Annotated in this window: 15 protein-coding genes; 6 read left to right on the forward strand and 9 right to left on the reverse strand. The window is 70.5% G+C overall.

Going from position 1 to position 17,670, the window contains the following annotated elements; translation table 11 throughout:
- Positions 1-12 precede the first annotated feature (12 nt).
- A complete protein-coding gene (locus ACFXGJ_RS10495; protein WP_378618654.1) occupies positions 13-1,050 on the reverse strand; it encodes a Glu/Leu/Phe/Val dehydrogenase dimerization domain-containing protein in 1,038 nt (345 codons plus the stop codon).
- Positions 1,051-1,399: 349 nt separating this feature from the next.
- On the opposite strand from ACFXGJ_RS10495, the gene ACFXGJ_RS10500 reads away from it, so the two are divergent.
- Complete coding sequence (locus tag ACFXGJ_RS10500; protein WP_378618657.1) at positions 1,400-2,932, forward strand: amino acid permease; 1,533 nt, start codon at positions 1,400-1,402, stop codon at positions 2,930-2,932.
- 27 nt (positions 2,933-2,959) lie between these two features.
- Here ACFXGJ_RS10500 and ACFXGJ_RS10505 read toward each other — a convergent pair whose 3' ends face one another.
- On the reverse strand, positions 2,960-3,850 hold the full coding sequence (locus tag ACFXGJ_RS10505) for a DoxX family protein (RefSeq protein ID WP_378618660.1): 891 nt from the start codon (positions 3,848-3,850) through the stop codon (positions 2,960-2,962).
- An 89-nt stretch (positions 3,851-3,939) separates the two neighbouring features.
- Here ACFXGJ_RS10505 and ACFXGJ_RS10510 point away from each other — a divergent pair, with 89 nt between their 5' ends.
- Positions 3,940-5,094 carry a PQQ-dependent sugar dehydrogenase gene (locus ACFXGJ_RS10510; protein ID WP_378618662.1) on the forward strand — a complete coding sequence of 385 codons (1,155 nt, stop codon included), beginning with the start codon at positions 3,940-3,942 and terminating at the stop codon, positions 5,092-5,094.
- Between the two features lie 211 nt (positions 5,095-5,305).
- Complete coding sequence (locus ACFXGJ_RS10515; RefSeq protein WP_378618665.1) at positions 5,306-6,232, forward strand: SDR family NAD(P)-dependent oxidoreductase; 927 nt, start codon at positions 5,306-5,308, stop codon at positions 6,230-6,232.
- Positions 6,233-6,261: 29 nt separating this feature from the next.
- On the opposite strand, the gene ACFXGJ_RS10520 is transcribed toward ACFXGJ_RS10515, so the two are convergent.
- From ACFXGJ_RS10520 to ACFXGJ_RS10530, 3 genes are all read right to left on the reverse strand, one after another.
- Positions 6,262-7,461 carry a cation:proton antiporter gene (locus ACFXGJ_RS10520; RefSeq protein ID WP_378618667.1) on the reverse strand — a complete coding sequence of 400 codons (1,200 nt, stop codon included), beginning with the start codon at positions 7,459-7,461 and terminating at the stop codon, positions 6,262-6,264.
- Between the two features lie 96 nt (positions 7,462-7,557).
- On the reverse strand, positions 7,558-9,078 hold the full coding sequence (gene gatB / locus ACFXGJ_RS10525) for an Asp-tRNA(Asn)/Glu-tRNA(Gln) amidotransferase subunit GatB (RefSeq protein WP_378618670.1): 1,521 nt from the start codon (positions 9,076-9,078) through the stop codon (positions 7,558-7,560).
- A 10-nt stretch (positions 9,079-9,088) separates the two neighbouring features.
- Positions 9,089-9,724 (reverse strand): TetR/AcrR family transcriptional regulator, encoded by a 636-nt coding sequence (locus ACFXGJ_RS10530; protein ID WP_378618673.1) that lies wholly within the window; start codon positions 9,722-9,724, stop codon positions 9,089-9,091.
- Between the two features lie 151 nt (positions 9,725-9,875).
- On the opposite strand from ACFXGJ_RS10530, the gene ACFXGJ_RS10535 reads away from it, so the two are divergent.
- On the forward strand, positions 9,876-11,462 hold the full coding sequence (locus tag ACFXGJ_RS10535) for an MFS transporter (RefSeq protein WP_378618676.1): 1,587 nt from the start codon (positions 9,876-9,878) through the stop codon (positions 11,460-11,462).
- Between the two features lie 54 nt (positions 11,463-11,516).
- Here ACFXGJ_RS10535 and ACFXGJ_RS10540 read toward each other — a convergent pair whose 3' ends face one another.
- The 4 genes from ACFXGJ_RS10540 to ACFXGJ_RS10555 form a co-directional block, all read right to left on the reverse strand.
- Entirely contained in the window at positions 11,517-12,356 is an 840-nt protein-coding gene (locus ACFXGJ_RS10540) for a CPBP family intramembrane glutamic endopeptidase (protein WP_378618679.1), read from the reverse strand.
- Positions 12,357-12,399: 43 nt separating this feature from the next.
- Positions 12,400-13,431, reverse strand: a complete 1,032-nt coding sequence (locus tag ACFXGJ_RS10545; protein WP_378618681.1) for an ATP-dependent 6-phosphofructokinase — start codon at positions 13,429-13,431, stop codon at positions 12,400-12,402.
- 83 nt (positions 13,432-13,514) lie between these two features.
- Positions 13,515-14,177 (reverse strand): response regulator, encoded by a 663-nt coding sequence (locus tag ACFXGJ_RS10550; RefSeq protein ID WP_378618683.1) that lies wholly within the window; start codon positions 14,175-14,177, stop codon positions 13,515-13,517.
- A 9-nt stretch (positions 14,178-14,186) separates the two neighbouring features.
- Positions 14,187-15,347 (reverse strand): sensor histidine kinase, encoded by a 1,161-nt coding sequence (locus tag ACFXGJ_RS10555; RefSeq protein WP_378618744.1) that lies wholly within the window; start codon positions 15,345-15,347, stop codon positions 14,187-14,189.
- Positions 15,348-15,588: 241 nt separating this feature from the next.
- Here ACFXGJ_RS10555 and ACFXGJ_RS10560 point away from each other — a divergent pair, with 241 nt between their 5' ends.
- Together ACFXGJ_RS10560 and ACFXGJ_RS10565 are read left to right on the forward strand one after the other, a co-directional pair.
- Positions 15,589-16,257, forward strand: a complete 669-nt coding sequence (locus ACFXGJ_RS10560) for a hypothetical protein (protein WP_378618686.1) — start codon at positions 15,589-15,591, stop codon at positions 16,255-16,257.
- Entirely contained in the window at positions 16,254-17,663 is a 1,410-nt protein-coding gene (locus tag ACFXGJ_RS10565) for an alpha/beta-hydrolase family protein (protein ID WP_378618688.1), read from the forward strand. The genes ACFXGJ_RS10560 and ACFXGJ_RS10565 overlap by 4 nt, the downstream gene beginning before the upstream one ends.
- Positions 17,664-17,670 lie beyond the last annotated feature (7 nt).

Consider the following 17,670-nt stretch of genomic DNA (forward strand, 5'->3'; position numbering starts at 1 on the left):
GGGCGTAACCGGTCACGCAGCGGCGCGAACCTCGTCGATCCGCTTGCGGGCCAAGGCAATCGCCGCGGTGTCGGGGTCCGTCCCGGTCGCCGTCGCGTGCCGCAGGATCTCGTCGACGACGCCGCCGATCCGATCCACTCGATCCAGGAACTCCGTGTCGCCGCTGACCTCGGCGGCGCAGGAGATCAGCCCCCCGGCGTTCGACACGAAGTCGGGGACGTGGACGACGCCGCGGGCGGTCAGCGTCGCCCCGACCCCCGGATCGGCGAGCATGTTGTTCGCCGCCCCGACGACGGCGCCCGCCCGTAGGCTCCCCGCGATCGCCTCGGTCACGACCAGACCGGGTCCGGCGGGGCACACGACGTCGACGTCCGCGAGCAGGACCTCGTCGAGCGTGGTCGCGCTCGCCCCGTGGCGCTCGACCGCCAGTTCCACCCGGGCCGGATCCGGATCGGCGACCAGCACGCGTGCGCCGCGCGCGGTGAGCTGCTCGACGATCCCGAGGCCCACGTTCCCGATCCCCTGCACGGCGACCCGAAGCCCGTCGAGTCCGTCGTGCCCGATCCCGTTGCCGGACAGTCGGTTCGACACGGTCAGGATCGAGGCGACCACCCCCCGCGCCGTGTACGGCGACGGGTCGCGGCCGTCACTGGACACCTGCGGCGCGTATCGCCCGATCACCTCGAGGTCGGCCGGGCCGGTCCCCATGTCGGCGCCCGGGATGTAGCGACCGCCGAGCGCCGCGACGTGCCGCCCGTGCTCCTCCAGCAGGCCACGGGACTTGTCCTCGCGCGGGTCGGCGTTGATCACCGACTTGCCGCCGCCAAGAGGCAGTCCCGCGAGGGCAGCCTTGAACGTCATCGCCCTTGCCAGTCGCAACGCGTCGGCAGCGGCGAGGTCGTCGCTGGCGTACTTGCGAATGCGCACGCCCCCGAGCGCCGGGCCGAGCGTGGTGTCGTGCACGGCGATGATGCTGGCGAAACCGCCGGTCAGTCGCCGGATGGACAGTTGCTCGAAGTCCTGTTCGGCGAGGGTGTTGACAGCGCTCATTGCTGCTCCTTCACTGGCGGCACCCACCACGACGTCACCCTTCTGGGGCGACCGCGCTGTGGGGCAATGGGATACGGGGATTCCCGCGGTGTGAACTGTAAGCCGCGTCACACGATTGTCAACAGGTGTGGGCGAGGCGCGGCCCCGCCCGCGGATCGAGTGATCACCGTGCTCAGTTGCACACCGGCGACCACGGCCGGTGCTGAGCAAGGCGCACACCTGCGCGACTCGGTGTTGCACGGATCTGCGGCCGGTGCTTTTCTCGTCTCGCCACTGAGACCCACGTCACATCTGGCGGCCACGACCACCGGCCCACGAGGCCGTACGGAGCGAACCGAGGAGCCCACCCATGCCCGGAAGCGGTATCTGGCGTAAGAAATCAGTCGAACAGTCGATAGCGGACACCGACGAACCCGGCACGAGGCTGCGACGAGAACTGACGGCGCGCGATCTGACGGTGTTCGGCGTGGCAGTCGTCATCGGCGCCGGAATCTTCACGCTCACGGCGCGGACCGCGGGAAATGTTGCCGGACCGTCGATTTCGCTGGCGTTCGTGCTCGCCGCCTGTGCGTGCGGCCTGGCCGCACTCTGCTACGCCGAGTTCGCATCCACCGTTCCCGTCGCCGGCAGCGCCTACACCTACTCGTACGCGACGTTCGGCGAGTTCGTCGCCTGGATCATCGGATGGGACCTCGTCCTCGAGTTCGCCCTGGCCTCCGCCGTGGTCGCGAAAGGCTGGTCGCTCTACCTGGGCAACGTCTTCGGTTCCAGCGGATCGACGACGGCCCACCTCGGCCCCGTCGACTTCGACTGGGGCGCACTGCTGATCATCGGCGCGATCACCATCGTCCTCGCCGTCGGAACCAAGGTGTCCTCCCGAGTCGGTGCGGTCGTCACCGCGATCAAGATCGTCGTCGTCCTGCTCGTCATCGTGGTCGGCGCGTTCTACATCAACAAGGACAACTACTCACCGTTCATTCCGCCCGCCGAGGAGGCGACGAGCTCCGCAGCCGGCGTTCACCAGTCGCTGCTGTCGATGCTGACCGGCGCGGGCGGCAGCACCTACGGCTGGTACGGACTGCTCGCCGCGGCGGGCCTGGTGTTCTTCGCATTCATCGGATTCGACGTCGTCGCCACCACCGCCGAGGAGACGAAGAACCCCCAGAAGGCCCTCCCCCGAGGCATCCTCGCCTCCCTGGCCATCGTCACCGTGCTCTACGTGGCTGTCACCGTGGTGCTGACCGGCATGGTCAAGTACACCGACCTGCGCACCGGCAGTCCCCTGGTCGGCGACAGCAGCGCGACCCTGGCCACCGCGTTCGAGGCGCACGGCATCACCTGGGCGCAGATGGCCATCAACTTCGGCGGCCTCGCCGGTCTGACCACCGTCGTCATGGTGATGATGCTCGGCCAGACCCGGGTGCTGTTCGCGATGTCCCGCGACGGCCTGATGCCACGAGGTCTCGCCAAGACCGGAGCCAAGGGCACCCCCGTCCGGATCACCCTCCTCGTCGGTCTCGTCGTCGCGGTGCTCGCCGCACTCTTCCCCATGGGCACCCTCGAAGAAATGGTCAACATCGGCACCCTGTTCGCCTTCGTGCTGGTGTGCCTCGGTGTGCTGGTGCTCCGCCGGACCCGGCCCGACCTGCCGCGCGGCTTCCGGGTGCCGTTGGTCCCACTCGTCCCGGTGCTCGCCGTGGCCGCCTGCGGGTGGTTGATGCTGAACCTGTCGGTGGAGACCTGGATCCGGTTCGTCGTGTGGATGGTCGTCGGGGTCGCGGTGTACTTCGCCTACGGGTACCGCAAGTCAGTCCTCGGCAGGCGGATGGCGGCGCCCCGGGAGCCCTCACCCCAGCCCGCGCCGGAGACTCTCACCGTCTGACCCTCCGACCGGCTCGAATCCCCCGGCTCAGGTCAGGGGATTCGAGCCGTTGAGGAAGATCCACAGGCACACGCCGCCCGCCACCCCGAGGATCAGCGCGAGCGACGACCCGACGTGCGGGCGGGTCGCCCACTTGCGACGTCCGTCCACCGAGATCCGACCCGGTCCGGTGAGGATCAGCGCCACCAGCGCCGCGACGAGCACGGTCTCCAGTTCGGCGCCGCCCGGCGCGAAGAACTGGAAACCGGGTTCGGCGGCCTGGCGCACGCACCACGCGTTGATCATCAGCGCGAGCAAGCCGGCCGCGGCCAGCGGGGTCAGCAGCCCGACGATCAGGCAGACTCCGGCCGCGACCTCGCCGACCGCTCCCACCACCGCCAGCAGTCGGGCCTGCTGGAAGCCGGCGTCGAGCAGATAGGTCTGGAAGCCGTCCATGCCGGGCCCGCCCCAGACACCGAAGAGTTTCTGCAGCCCGTGCACCACCGCGACCGCCCCGAGCGCCACCCTCAGCACGAGCAGTCCGAGGTCCAGGGTGCCGCGCGGCGTCGCGGCGACCGGCGCGGGCGCAACCACCTCGGGCACCGCCTGTGCGGCCGCGAAGGTCGCGGCCAGTTCGCGGTCGTACGAGTCCGCGGTGCGGAGCTCCTCGGTGACGTTGTCGCGCCGCATCACCTCGGTGTCGTTGTCAGCACGGACGTCGTCGGCGCCGTTGTCGGCGAAGCGCACCTGCTCGACCACCGGCTCGGCCGCCCCGATCGGCGGCAGCGAAGCGCCGCGATAGGTCGGAATCTGCTCGGTCGGCAGCAGCCCCAGGTCCTCGTCGGTGGTCGGGATGCGCTCGGTCGCTTGGTCGAACGGGCTCGAAACCAGTCGCTCGGCTGTGTCACGGTCGGGGGTCTGTCGAGGCTTGTCGGTCACGGACCCAGGGTAGAGCGCGCGGACGGTCCGACGTGGGGGTCGAGGGTCGGCGCGCCGAACTCGCCCGCGGCTGCGTACCGTTCGAGGGCATGGGACTGCAGTCGATTCGCCGCGCCGCTGCCGCATCGCTGTCCGTGTGCCTGGCGGGCCTGGCCGTCGTCGGCTGCGCGAGGTTCGACGACGCCGCCTCGACACCGTTCAGCACCGTCCCGACCTTCTCCGCGGGCGGCGAGGTGCAGCCCCGTCAGCAGGCCCCGACGCCCGGCCCCACCACCGGCCCCGACGAGTCACCGCGGGTTCTCGTGCCCTGCGAGGACCCCGACCCGAACGTCGTGGCCACCTGCCTGGACACCACCGGCGGCCTGGCGATGCTGCCGGGCGGCCAGTCCGCCCTGGTCACCGAACGACGCACCGGACGGATCCTGCGGGTCGCACCCGGCACCGCGCCCGAGGAGATCGCCCGCCTCGACGTCGACGGCTCCGGCGACGGGGGCCTGCTCTCGATCGCCCTGTCACCGTCCTATGTCGAGGACAACCTGCTCTACGCCTACGTGAGCACCCCCGGTGACAACCGCGTGGTGCGGCTCGCGCCCGGTGACACCCCGAAGGCAGTGCTCACCGGCATCCCTCGCGGTGCGTCCGGCAACGCGGGCGCCCTCGCCTTCACCGCACCGAACGAACTGATGGTGCTCACCGGCAACGCCGGCAACCCCGCCGCCGCAACCGATCCCGCCTCACTGGCCGGAAAGCTGCTGAAGGTCACCGCACTGACCCCGGACCTACCCGGCGGCCAGCCGTTCCCGCAGATCGCCCTGTCGGGCATCGGGACCGCGGGTGGCGTCTGCGTCGACCCGCACGGCGGCACGGTGTGGGTGACCGATCGGACTCCGCTCGAGGACCGGCTGCAGCGCGTCGCCCGGGGCGGTGCCGCGGGCGCTCCGGTGTGGACCTGGCCCGACCGTCCCGGCGTCGCCGGTTGCGTGGCGGACTCCAGCGCGGTCGCGGTGGCGTTGACGGCGGGGAAGGCACTGGCCGTGGTCGCGCTCGACCTGAACACCGCCTCCGCCACCGCTGCGCCGTCCCTGTCGGCGCAGAACAAGTACGGGCAGCTCGGCGGCGCCGCCCTGGGCGACAAGAACGAGGTGTGGGTGGCCACCGTCAACAAGTCCGGGGGTGCGCCCGGCCCCACCGACGACCGGGTGGTGAAGATCCCGGCGCCCCAGGGCGGCGGCGGGTTCGACTGAGCTCGCCTCCCCGCCGACGCCGGGAAGCTGAGGACGGCAGGTCCGACGAGCCCGACGGCCTCTGCCGATCACGACAGGCAGCACCGGCCGGCGCCGCTACCGACGATCCGCAGAGGCAGCCGGATCGCTCGATGTACTGAAACTTCGCGCGGCGCCAGGCAAACTCGCTCTCACAACCGGATACTCCCGAGCCACCCGTCAAGGAGAGCCAGTGCCCCGCAGCATCGTCATGACTGGTGCCACGCAAGGGATCGGCAACGTTGCCGTACAGCACCTGCTTCAGGCTGAACCCGACGCCCACCTCGTGTTACTCGCGCGCAACCCCGGCGGACCGAGGCTGGCGGAACGACTCAGGGACAAGGGCCACACAGTCACGTCGATTCACACGGACCTGTCGTCACTCGACAGCGTTCGTAGCGCCGCCGATCTCGTCATCGCCGCGGTCGAGAACGCGGAGCTTCCGCCGCCGGACTTGATCGTCGCCAACGCCGGCCTGCAACACACCAACGACCTCACCGAAACGAAAGAGGGATTCGAGGCGACATTCGCCGTCAACGTGCTGGCAAACCACGTCCTCATCCGCGCCCTGCAACCGCACCTGCACACACCGTCCCGGACCGTGATCACCGTCAGCGACACCCACTTCGGCGATATCAGACACAACATGGGCATGGTTCCCGGACCCGTATGGCCGGACGATCCAGCCCGGCTGGCGAGAGTCCGTGCCTTCGCCCGTCCCGAGTCCGTCGCGGCCGGCCGTACCGCCTACTCGACCAGCAAACTCGCCGCCATCTACCTCATCCACGAGTACGCCCGCCGTCTGCCCGCCGGCGCAGACATCGTCGGCTTCAACCCCGGCTTCGTCCCGGGTACCCAACTCGCCCGCGACGCGGGGGCCTTCTCACGGTTCGCCATGCGTCGCATCCTGCCGCTGGCGACCCTCACGCCCATGGCCACGTCCATGGCCGCTGCCGGGCAGTACCTCGCCGACGCAGCGCTCGCCCGGGCACAAGCCCCGACCGGGAGCTACATCGACCGCAGCAAGACAGCCCCCTCGTCCGACGAGTCCTACGACCCGCGCCGCGAACACCAACTCTGGGAGACTGTCGAACGACTCACCGCATCATTCGTGACCTAGGCGTTGTGGGTGCCGACGGCACTCTCGGGTCAGCGCACGGGTGCCTCGACGGATTTCGGCGCGAGCAGCGAGGCGCTCAGCGGGAGCACGAGCACGGTGATGGCACCCGCCGCCACGAGGATCGAGGCGTTGGCGGTGGACATCTGGCCGGCGTCGACCGCGACCTGGGTCACCGCGACGATCAGTGGCAGACCGGTGGCCGCATAGAGCGCCACCTGCCCGCGTTGACGAGCCGTCGGCGGCGCGTCGGTCCCGTCCGGACCGCGGTCGAAGCGCTCCGCGAAGAACACCGGCAGTCCGCGCACCACGAGGATCAGGACGAGGAAAGCCAGCAGCACACCGGGTTTCGCGGCCACCGCGGACACGTCGATCGACATCCCGGAGGTGATGAAGAAGACCGGAATCAACAGCCCGAACGCGAGGCCGTCCAGCTTGGCCTCGAGCTTCTCGTCGCCCGCGGGCATCGCCCGACGCAGGATGAAGCCGGCCGCGAACGCACCGAGGATCACGTCCAGATGGAACACGGTGGCCAGCGAGCCGAGGGTGACCAGCAGCAGGAGCGTCAGGCGCACGGTGGTCTGCGCGGTGGTCTCGGAGCCGAGTCGGATGATCGAGAGCAGCTTCGAGCCCTCCCGCCGCACGCTGGCGGGGATGAACGCGACCGCCACGGCGAGCACCGCGAACACCGCCAGCACGATCAGTGAGGCGACGGCGCCGCGGGAACCGAGCAGGATGGCCATCGCGACCACCGGACCCAGCTCGCCGAACGCCCCGTGATTGAGAATCGTTCGGCCGAGCCTGGTCTCGATCAGCCCGCTGTCCTTCAGGATCGGCAGCAGAGTGCCGAGCGCGGTGGATGTCAGGGCAATGGCCACCGCAATCTCCGCGCTGATCGCCCCGGTCAGGCCGAGGACCCCGATGATCGCGAACGCGAGCGCCAGACAGCCGATCCAGGTGACGAGCGCCCGGCGGCCGCCTCGACCCGACAGTTCGGTGGTGTCGATCTCGTACCCGGCGAGCAGGAACAGCATGCCGAGCCCGAGTTCACGCAGCAGACCGATCTCGCTGCCCTGCACCGCGATGTCGAGCCCGTGCGGTCCGATGACGACGCCCGCGATCAGGAGCAGCACCACCTCGGGCACCAGCTTGCGCGGCACCAGTCCGGCGATCAGCGGCGCGATTACCGCACACACAGCTATCCAGAACAGGGACGCACCGACTGAAGGCATTTCCCGATTCTGCCTGGGCGCACCGCCCGATACGCGCGAAGGTCCGCGCCGTGTCGGGCGCGGACCTTCGGTTGTCGTGTGCGCGGGGCCTGCGACCTAGGAACAGGCCGCGATGACCATGTCCTTGACCTGGGCCGGGTCGGCCTGCCCACGGGTGGCCTTCATCACGTCGCCGACGATCTTGCCCGCCGCGGCGACCTTGCCGGACTTGATCTTCTCGGCGATGTCCGGATTCGCGGCGAGCGCCGCGTCGACCGCCGCCTGCAGCGCCGAATCGTCTCGCATCACAGCGAGTTCCCGCTTCGCGACGACCTCGTCCGGCTCGCCCTCCCCGGCGAGGACGCCGTCCACAGCCTGTCGGGCCTGCTTGTTCGCCAGCGTCCCGTCGGCGACGAGCGCGATGATGCGCGCCAGCTGCGCCGGGGTGATGGGCAATTCGGCCAGCGCGACGCCGCGGGTGTTCGCCTGCTGCGACAGGTATGCCACCCACCAGGACCGTGCGGCGTCGGCGGGCGCGCCGGCTTCGGTGGTGGCGATGACCAACTCCAGTGCCCCGGAGTTGACCAGGTCACGCATCTCCTCGTCCGAGACGCCCCAGTCGGCCTGGATGCGGGCCCGGCGGATCCACGGCAGCTCGGGCAGGGTGCCGCGCAGCTCCTCGACCCACTCGGCGCTCGGCGCGACCGGCTCGAGGTCCGGCTCCGGGAAGTAGCGGTAGTCCTCGGCGGTCTCCTTGCGGCGGCCTGCCGAGGTGGTGCCGTCGGCCTCCTGGAAGTGCCTGGTCTCCTGGATGACCTCGCCACCGGAGCTGAGAACCGCTGCCTGCCTGCGCATCTCGTAGCGCACGGCCACCTCGACGCTCTTGAGGGAGTTGACGTTCTTGGTCTCGGTGCGGGTGCCGAACTCCTTGGCGCCGATCGGCATCAGCGAGATGTTGGCGTCGCAGCGCATGGAGCCCTGGTCCATCCGGACGTCGGACACGTCGAGGGACTTGAGCAGGTCGCGCAGTGCGGTGACGTACGCGCGCGCGACCTCGGGGGCGCGTTCGCCAGCACCCTCGATCGTCTTGGTGACGATCTCGACGAGCGGGACGCCGGCGCGGTTGTAGTCGAGCAGCGAGTGGCTGGCACCGTGGATGCGTCCGGTCGCGCCGCCGACGTGCAGCGACTTTCCGGTGTCCTCCTCCATGTGCGCGCGCTCGATCTCGACGCGGAAGGTGGAGCCGTCGTCGAGGACCACGTCGAGGTAGCCCTCGGTCGCGATCGGCTCGTCGTACTGGGAGATCTGGTAGTTCTTCGGCTGGTCCGGGTAGAAGTAGTTCTTCCGCGCGAACCGCCCCCACGGGGTGATCGAGCAGTTGAGCGCCAGGCCGATGCGGATCGCCGACTCGACGGCCTTCTCGTTGACCACCGGCATCGACCCGGGCAGGCCGAGGCACACCGGGCACACCTGGGTGTTCGGCTCGGCGCCGAAGGTGGTCGGGCACGGGCAGAACATCTTGGTCGCGGTGTGCAGCTCGACGTGCACCTCCATGCCCATCACCGGCTCGAACTTCGCGAGCACCTCGTCGTAGTCGAGAAGTTCTGTCGTGGTCGCCACCCGGCCGGCTGCAGTCATGGACACGAGTTTATGCGTCGCGCACCGGGAGCAGCAGATCGGCCAGGTTGTCGATCTGCTCGTGCACCTCCGGCCAGGGGTCCTCGGTGCCGTCGACCTTCGCCAGCCGCAGCGCGACCATGCCGTGCACCGCGCTCCACAGGTGCATCGCGAGCATGACGGTCTTCGGGTCGCCGGCGGGCAGGCCCAGGTACTCGCCGATCTCCGCGGTGATCAGCGCGATCGCCCGGTGCGCGTGCGAGCCCGGCACCGAGCGCCCCGGCGCGGGCGTCAGGTTGGCGACGAAGAACACCCGGTAGTGGCCCGGGTTCTCGAGGCCGTACGCGACGTAGGCGTGCCCCATCGCGCGCAGCCGTGTGGCCGGATCGTCGCCGGCCTCCCCGGCCGCGGCCAGCACGGTCGCCGAGAACTCCTCGAATCGCAGTTCACGCACGGCTCGGTGCAGCTCGTCGCGGTCCGCGAAGTGCAGGTAGATCGAGGTGGGAGTGACGCCGACCCGACGTGCGACACCCCGCAGGGAGACGTCGTCCACGTTCCCGGTCTCGCCGAGCATCTCACTGGCCGCCGCCAGGATCTCGGCGCGCAGCGCGTCACCGTCCCCGCGACGCGAGGGAGTGCGACGGGGTTTCTTCCTCGTGGAGATCACGCCGACCACCTTAGATACGCCGCGGGACCGGGTCCTGCGGGCCACCGAACGCGACCCGGCTCACATTGACACCCTTAGGGCTACAGCTGTTACTTTACGCCCGTAGCCCGAACTTTCCGTACTCGATCCGTGTACCCGTGCAGGAGGCCCGATGGCCATCACCGGCCCGACCACCGACGCGCCCGCCGCGTCCGAGGCCACCACCCGGCACCCCACCGCCACGCTCGTGACCGTCTGCATCGGCATGTTCATGCTGATGCTGGACATGACGATCGTCGCCGCCGCCCTCGCGAACATCCAGACCTCGCTGGACGCCTCGCTGAGCGGGCTGCAGTGGGTGGTCGACGCCTACACGCTGCCGGTCGCCGCACTGCTGCTGACGGCGGCGACGCTCGGTGACCGGATCGGCAGGCGCAGGCTCTACATCGCGGGCATGACTGTGTTCACACTCGCCTCGCTCGGATGCGCGCTCGCGGGCAGCGTGGCGGTGCTCAACGCCGTGCGCGCGGTCCAGGGTGTCGGTGCCGCACTGCTCTTCGGCGTCTCACTCCCCCTCGTCGCCGCCGCGTTCCCGGAACCCACCAAGCGCGCCAAGGCAATCGGCGTCTACGGCGCGGTGATGGCCGCGGCGACCGCGGCGGGGCCCCTTGTCGGCGGGGCGCTGGTGACGGCGTTCGGCTGGGAGTGGATCTTCCTGATCAACGTGCCGATCGGCATCGGCGCGATCGCCCTCGCCTGCCGCTATGTCGCCGAATCACGCTCGGCGACTGCGCAACCCGCCGACTGGATCGGCACCGGACTGCTCACACTCGGCCTCTTCCCCGGCGTCCTCGCACTGATCCAGGGCAACGACTGGGGCTGGTCGTCGCCGCGGGTGCTCGCCCTCGGCGCGGTCTCCGTGCTGTCGTCGGTCGCATTCGTGATTCACGAACTGCGGGCCAGGTTCCCGATGCTCGACGTGCGCCTGGTGGTCCGGCCCGCATTCGCGGCCAACGCCCTCGCCGCGGCCGCCTCGGCGGGAACCCTGGTGGCGGCCACCAACTTCCTGGCCCTGTACTTCATCAACACCCTCGGCCACGACCCGTTCCAGGCCGGGCTGCGAGCACTTCCACTCACGCTGGCCGGGCTGCTGGTTGCGCCGCCGGTGGCGGTGCTGCAGCACCGGTGGCCGGCGCGGTGGTCGCTGCCGATCTCGCTGGCCGCGGTGGCGATCGGCCTGTGGCTGTGCACCGGGTCGGACGCCGGGACCACGTGGACCCACTTCGTCGCCGGCTCGATCGTCGGCGGCGGCGGCCTCGGCGCGTTGACGGTGATCGCCTCGCAGACCGCGCTGACCTTCGTGTCCGACGATCGGGCGGGGATGGCGACCGGCGCCGTCAGCACCGCGCGCCAGATCGGCACGGTGATCGGGGTCGCCGGGCTCGGCGCGGTGTTCTCGCACGCAGTGGCCACCGAGGCGCGCGCCGGACTCGCCCACCTCCCGGTGGGGTCGATGACCGTGAACGTCCCGGCGCCGCAGGCTCAGGCCGTCACCGACGGCCTGGCAGCCGGTGGCGGTCTCCGCATCCTCGAGTTCGTGCCGGAGCAGTTCGCCGCCGCGACGCCCGCGTTGTCGACGCTGGCGCGCGGCGCCAGCGCGCACGGCCTCGACGCCGTCATGGCCACCGGATCGACCGTCGCGGCGGTCGCGGCCGCGGCGGTGTTCGTGCTCTGCCGGATCGGCCGCCGCTCACGGTGACGAGTGCCGCTGCCCCACCGGGGGCTCGCGAGTCGCCGTCCCGGAGCGATCGGGTCATTCTCGCGGCGGCGCCGGATAGGAGTGCGATACGACCGTCGTCACGTTGGCGTCGCGGGTCGGTTCGATGTCGCGACGCTTGACCAGGAGGACGATCGCGAGGATCGGGTAGGCCAGTAGAGGCGCGAAAGTACCGACGTACGCCTGCTGGTCAACAAGGATGACGGCCCCGGTGAGCAGCGAGAAGTCGAAGAGTCCGTGCATGACGGAGTTGAGTGCGTTGCTGCCCGAGACTCGACGGGTGAGGTAGAAGAAGTATCCCGCGAGGCTGACGATGATCGCCTGCGGGATCGCGGAGGCGCCACCGCCCGTGAACGCGTTCGACAGGTGCACGACGCCGAAGACGAGGCTGGACCACAGAGCGACCTGGCCCTCACGAAGGCCGTGCCGGCGCAGCACCGTCACACCGATGCCGCGGAACATGCCTTCCTCTCCCCAGCCGACGAACTGCGTGGCGATGAGGAGGCAGACGACGAACAGCCAGCCCTTTTCCGACAGCGCGCTGTAGTTGATTCCCAGCAGGATTGCGCCGAGGAGGATCGCGGGCACGACCCAGACCCATCGGTTGACCGGGCGGTCGTCTTTCATCACCGGCCGCCACCACCCGAGCGCGGCGACCACACCGTAGGTGAAGGACAGGGCCAGCCCGAGTGGGATCAGCATCGTGAAGACCACCCCTCGGGTGGTCAGGGTGTCGTCCTCGTCGGCCCAGCCGCCAATCAGCAGCCCACTGATCTTGATGATCGCCAGGTACGCGACGACGATCACGGCGAAGGCCAGGTAGGAGACGCTGCGCCCGGTGATACCTGCCGGCGCCTCGTGCTTCGGAGTGTTCACAGCGCAAGACTAGAGCCGCAAAGGCCAAGGCGCAGAGGAAGACCTAGCCGAAGATGATCCGCATCTCCTGGTAGCGGTGTTCCGGAACCGACTTGTGATCGACGAGCGCCTCGTCGAAACCCACCTCGACGATCTCGGTGCCGCGCAGGGCCACCATGTGTCCCCACCGCCGCGCAGCGACCAGATCGGTCACGGCCATGCCCAGCCGGGTGGCGAGGACGCGGTCGAACGCGGTGGGCACACCTCCGCGCTGGATGTGGCCGAGCACCGTCGCCCGGGTCTCGATTCCGGTGCGCTCCTGGATCAGGGGGGCCAGGACCTCGGCGATGCCCCCGAGCCGCGGGCGGTCGAACCCGTCCGGGCCCTTCGTCGAGTGCGCGGCCGCCATGTCCGGCAGCGTGAAACCCTCCGCGACGACCACCATCGGGGCCCGGCCGCGGTCGCGGACGCTGGTGACCCAGGCGCAGATCTGTTCGACGCTCTCGGGATGCTCCGGGATGAGGATCGCGTGTGCGCCCGCCGCGGTCCCCGAATGCAGTGCGATCCAGCCGGCGTGCCGGCCCATCACCTCGAGCACCATGCACCGCTTGTGGGAGTTGCCCGTCGTGCGCAGGCGGTCGATCGCCTCCGTCGCGATCTCGACGGCCGTGTCGAACCCGAAGGTGTAGTCGGTCTGGTCGAGGTCGTTGTCGATGGTCTTGGGCACCCCGACGATGTGCAGGCCCTCCTCGAAGAGACGCTGCGCCGCGGCGGCGGTGCCCTCGCCGCCGATCGCGACCACCGCATCGACACCGAGCCGCTCCAGCGTGGCCGCGATGTTCGCCGCTCCCCCGTTCGGCCCCTGGAACGGTCCGATCCGGCTCGTGCCCAGGATCGTCCCGCCCTCGTGCGAGAGGCCTCGTACGCGACTGCGGTCGAGCGGGATCGCCTCGCCCTCGACCAATCCTCGCCACCCGTCCAGGAAGCCGACGAAGTCCTGCCCGTGCACCTCGGAACCCTTGAGCACGGCGCCGCGGATGACCGCGTTCAGGCCCGGGCAGTCGCCACCGCTGGTGAGTATGCCGATCGTCGTCATCGCGCCCCCGTTCGCTCGGGTGACCGTGCTGGTGCCTCAATACTGCACGCGCCTGGGCGCAAGGGCATCCGGTGACCGTGGGATCAACCGGGAGTGACCACCCCGGTCTCGTAGGCGAGCACCACAGCCTGGGCCCGATCGCGCAGGTTCAACTTCGCGAGCACCTTGCCGACGTGGGTCTTGACGGTCTGCTCCGCGACGAAGAGCGACTCGGCGATCTCGGCGTTCGACAGTCCGCGGGCGATCAGCTCGAGCACCTCCCGTTCCCGGGGGGTCAACGCCGACAGTCGCGCGGGTTCGGGCCGCCGTGCCGCGCGCCTGCTCGTGACGTCGGCGATGAGCCTGCGCGTCACGGTCGGCGCGAGCAGCGCCTCGCCGTCCGCGACCACCCGCACCGCGCGCACCAGTTCCTCGGCGGGCGCGTCCTTGAGCATGAAGCCGCTCGCCCCCACCCGTAGCGCCTCGTAGACGTAGTCGTCGATGTCGAAGGTGGTCAGCATCAGTACCCGCACGGGCGGTTCGAGGGACGCCGAGAGGATCCGGTCGGCCGCCTCGAGCCCGTTCATCTCCGGCATCCGCACGTCCATCAGGACGACGTCCGGCCGCAGCCGCATCACCTCGTCGACGGCGACCTTCCCGTCGGGGGCGTCGCCGACGACGCTGATGTCGGGTTGGGCCGCGAGCAGGGCCCCGAAGCCCTGCCGCACCATCGCCTGATCGTCCGCAATGAACACCGTGATCGCCACCCGGCCACCCTATGCCGGTGCGATGTGCGCCTCGGAACCCGCCGGTGCGGTGGGGATCCGGGCCCGGACCTCGAATCCGCCGTCCGGGGTGGTGATTGCGGTCAGCGTGCCGCCGACCGACAGCGCCCGGTCCTGCATGCCGATGATGCCGTGACCGCCGGAGCGCCCCGTCGCGGGTGCGGGCGCGCCCGGCGGAGCCGCGTTCGTCACGGTCAACACAGTCGACGCGTCCTCTCCCGTCAGGGTGACGCGCACCGCGGCGCCGGGTGCGTGCCGGGCCGCGTTCGACAGCGACTCCTGCAGGATCCGGTAGATCGCGAGCCCGGCAGTGTCGGGCATCGCGGTCGGCAGAGCGGAGCGCTCGATCGACACGGCCATCCCGGCTCGCCTGCTGCCCTCGATCAGTTCGTCGATACGGCCGATGCCCGGGACGGGCGCGTTCTCGGCGAGTTGCCCGTCACTGCGGAGCACGCCGAGCATGCCGCGGATCTCGTTGAGCGCCTCCCGGGCCGTGGCGCCGATCGACTCGAACTCGGCCTTCGCCTCCGGGGACACGCCGTCGATCCGGTAGGGCGCGCTCTGTGCCTGCACCACGACCAGGGACATGTGGTGGGCGACCACGTCGTGCAGGTCCCGCGCGATGCGTGCCTTCTCCTCGAGGATCGCGCGCCGGGCGCGCTCGACCTCGTTGACCTCCTCCTGCTGGGCGAGCTGACGACGGGACAGCACGAGCCAGCGGATCAGCAAACCGAACAGGACCAGCACGGTCAGGCCGAACGCCCAGCCACGCCCGTCCTGACCCGGGGCGTCGGCAAGGAACAGCAGCGACGTCGACATCCACGCGACCGCGACGACGGGGAGCGGCGCGCGCATGCTCACGGCGAGCAGCAGCGCCATGATCACCATTACGTGCACGACCTGCCACGGGAAGTCGAAGTCCCCCGTGCGCTCGTACACGATCGGGATCACCAGCGCGCCCGCCGCCGAGATCGCCCACCCGAGAGCGGGATTCGCCCGGATCAGCAACAGCGGCAAGGCGGCGAGGCCGGCGATCACCGGTTGCACCCCAGCGGGCACGTGGTGCGTGACCTGCAGTGTCGGCCACGCGATCGCGTACAGGACGAGGCTGACGAAGACCACGAGGAGGTCGAGTCGCTGGCCGGAGGTCATCCGCTTCAGTCTCGGCGTGACCGCGGCGGCGGCGTCGCGGGCGGCCTTGTCGATCACCTTGTTCTTCTTACTCACACCGAAAACACTAGGAATCTCGGACCGAAAAGTCCTCATACCTCAGAGTGAGATGCGCACTGGCACCCTGGTACGAGACCCGCCCGACGCCGACTCCCGGGTGGGACCCGGTGACCGCGCCACAGGGTGATGTGCCCGTGTGCCGGCGATTCATAGCGTCGACGGCATGCGCAAAACCACCTGGACAGTGCTCACCGTCGGCGGCGCCATCGCCCTGACCGCCGCGCTCGCGCCGCACCCCGCCGGCGCCACGGCACGCCCCGCGCTCGACACCGCCGCGCAGCAGGCCCGAGACGCTGCTGCGCACGCGATCGAGACGGTCACCTCCGCCGATCCGGCGAGCGCCGCCGCCGCGATCCCCGCCGACTTCGACGCCGTGATGGGCTACCGGCCGGCGCAACTCGACGGGATGCTCGTCAACCCGAACGGCGACTGCTCCTCGCCGGTCCCCCTGCCGGCCGAGTTCGACACCGCCTGCAAGGGACACGATCTCGGCTACGACCTGCTGCGATACGCGGACCTCTCCGGCGCGCCGTTGGGACCGTGGGCCCGCCAGAGCCTGGACCGTCAGCTCGACGAGCGCATGCACGCCGCATGCGCATCGCGACTGATCGACGAGTCCCGCACGTCGTGCTACCTGATGGCCAATGTCGCTGTCACCGCGGTGAATTCGAACTCGTGGCGACAGAGCTACGACGCTCCACGACCCGAGCCGATCGGCGCGTACGCGCTCGCCGGCGGGGCCGGCCTCGTGCTGATCGCCGGCGCCGCCTTCGCCTCTCGCCGCAGGCAGGTACCCGTCGACGGGACGGCCGGGACAGCGGTGCCGGCATGATCTTCGACTCGCACGCATCGGCAGTCGATCGACACCTGACCGGCTGGGCATCGAGCCTGGCGCTCGCCGCACCGCGGGTGTCCACCACGATCGCGCTCACGGCGGGCGCGGTGGTCTCGCTCGCCCCGTCGCTGCTGCCTCGCGGCGCGGCGACGCAGTCGCTGCTCACCGGCGCGCTGACGGCGCTCGGGTGGGGGCTGGCCGCCCTGTGGCAACGCGTGTCCCGGCGCCGGCCACACCCCGTCGCCGGCGGGTCGGTACGACCACTCGCCGCGCCGATCGGCGCGGCGGTGCTCGGCTGGGCGATCGTGCTCGCGGACCGCTGGCAGAACGAGCTGCGCGCGGCCATGGGCGCACCGGCGGTCGGGCCCTGGCACTGGCTCGCGATCCTCGTCGGTGGCGCGGTGGTGTGCGCCCTGCTGGTCGCCGCAGGCAGAGCGGTCCGCGCGGCCGGGCGCAGGCTCGGCCTGGCACGCTCGGTCGCGGGACTGCTCACGCTCGGGACGGCGATCGCGTTCTGGGCCGGGCCGGCGGCGTGGGATCAGTTCGCCCGATCCCAGGCGACCGCCAATTCGACCGTGGACCATGCCTTGCCGCAACCGACGTCGCCCTCGATGTCGGGCAGTGCCGCCTCGATGACGCCCTGGGACACCCTCGGCGCCGAGGGCCGCAAGTTCGTCTCGGCACCGGTCGCCGCCGGTGTGGTGCGGACCTACGTCGGAGTGGACGGGGCCTCCGACCTCGGCTCCCGAGTTCTCCTCGCGGTCCGGGAACTCGAGCGCGCGGGCGGGCTGACGCGATCGAACGTCGTGATCGCGGTACCGACGGGTTCCGGGTGGGTCGACGCCAACGCCGTCGCCGGGTTCGAGGAGCGCTTCGGCGGGGACGTCGCGGAGGTCGCGGTGCAGTACTCGGTGGCACCGAGTTGGGCCACCTTCGTCTTCGACCGTGACGGCGCGCAGGAATCCGCTCGCGCACTGTATTCGGCCGTGATGCAGCGGGTCTCGCTTCTGCCTCCCGATCGCCGCCCGCACGTGTACCTCTACGGGCAGAGCCTCGGCTCGGTGGGTGCCGGCGCCGCCTTCGCCGACGGCGATGCAGGGTCGGTGTGCGGCGCGCTCTTCGCTGGGCCACCGGCCGGAACCGTGAACACGGCAGGTGCCACCGTCCTGGCCAACACCTCGGACCCCGTCGTGCGCTGGTCGCCCCGACTGCTGGTGCTCCCGCCTCGCCTGGACGGGGCCAGGCAGGACGCCCCGAGCCCGGGGTGGCTGCCGGTGGTCAGTTTCGTCCAGACCACCGTCGACCTGCTCGGCGCGCTGGACGCCCCGGCCGGCCACGGGCACCGGTACGGCACCGATCAGGGCACCGCACTGCCGGACTGCGCACCGCCGTCCCGAGGCTGACCCCCTT

The organism is Rhodococcus sp. NPDC059234 (assembly GCF_042754225.1).
GTDB lineage: Bacteria > Actinomycetota > Actinomycetes > Mycobacteriales > Mycobacteriaceae > Rhodococcus_G.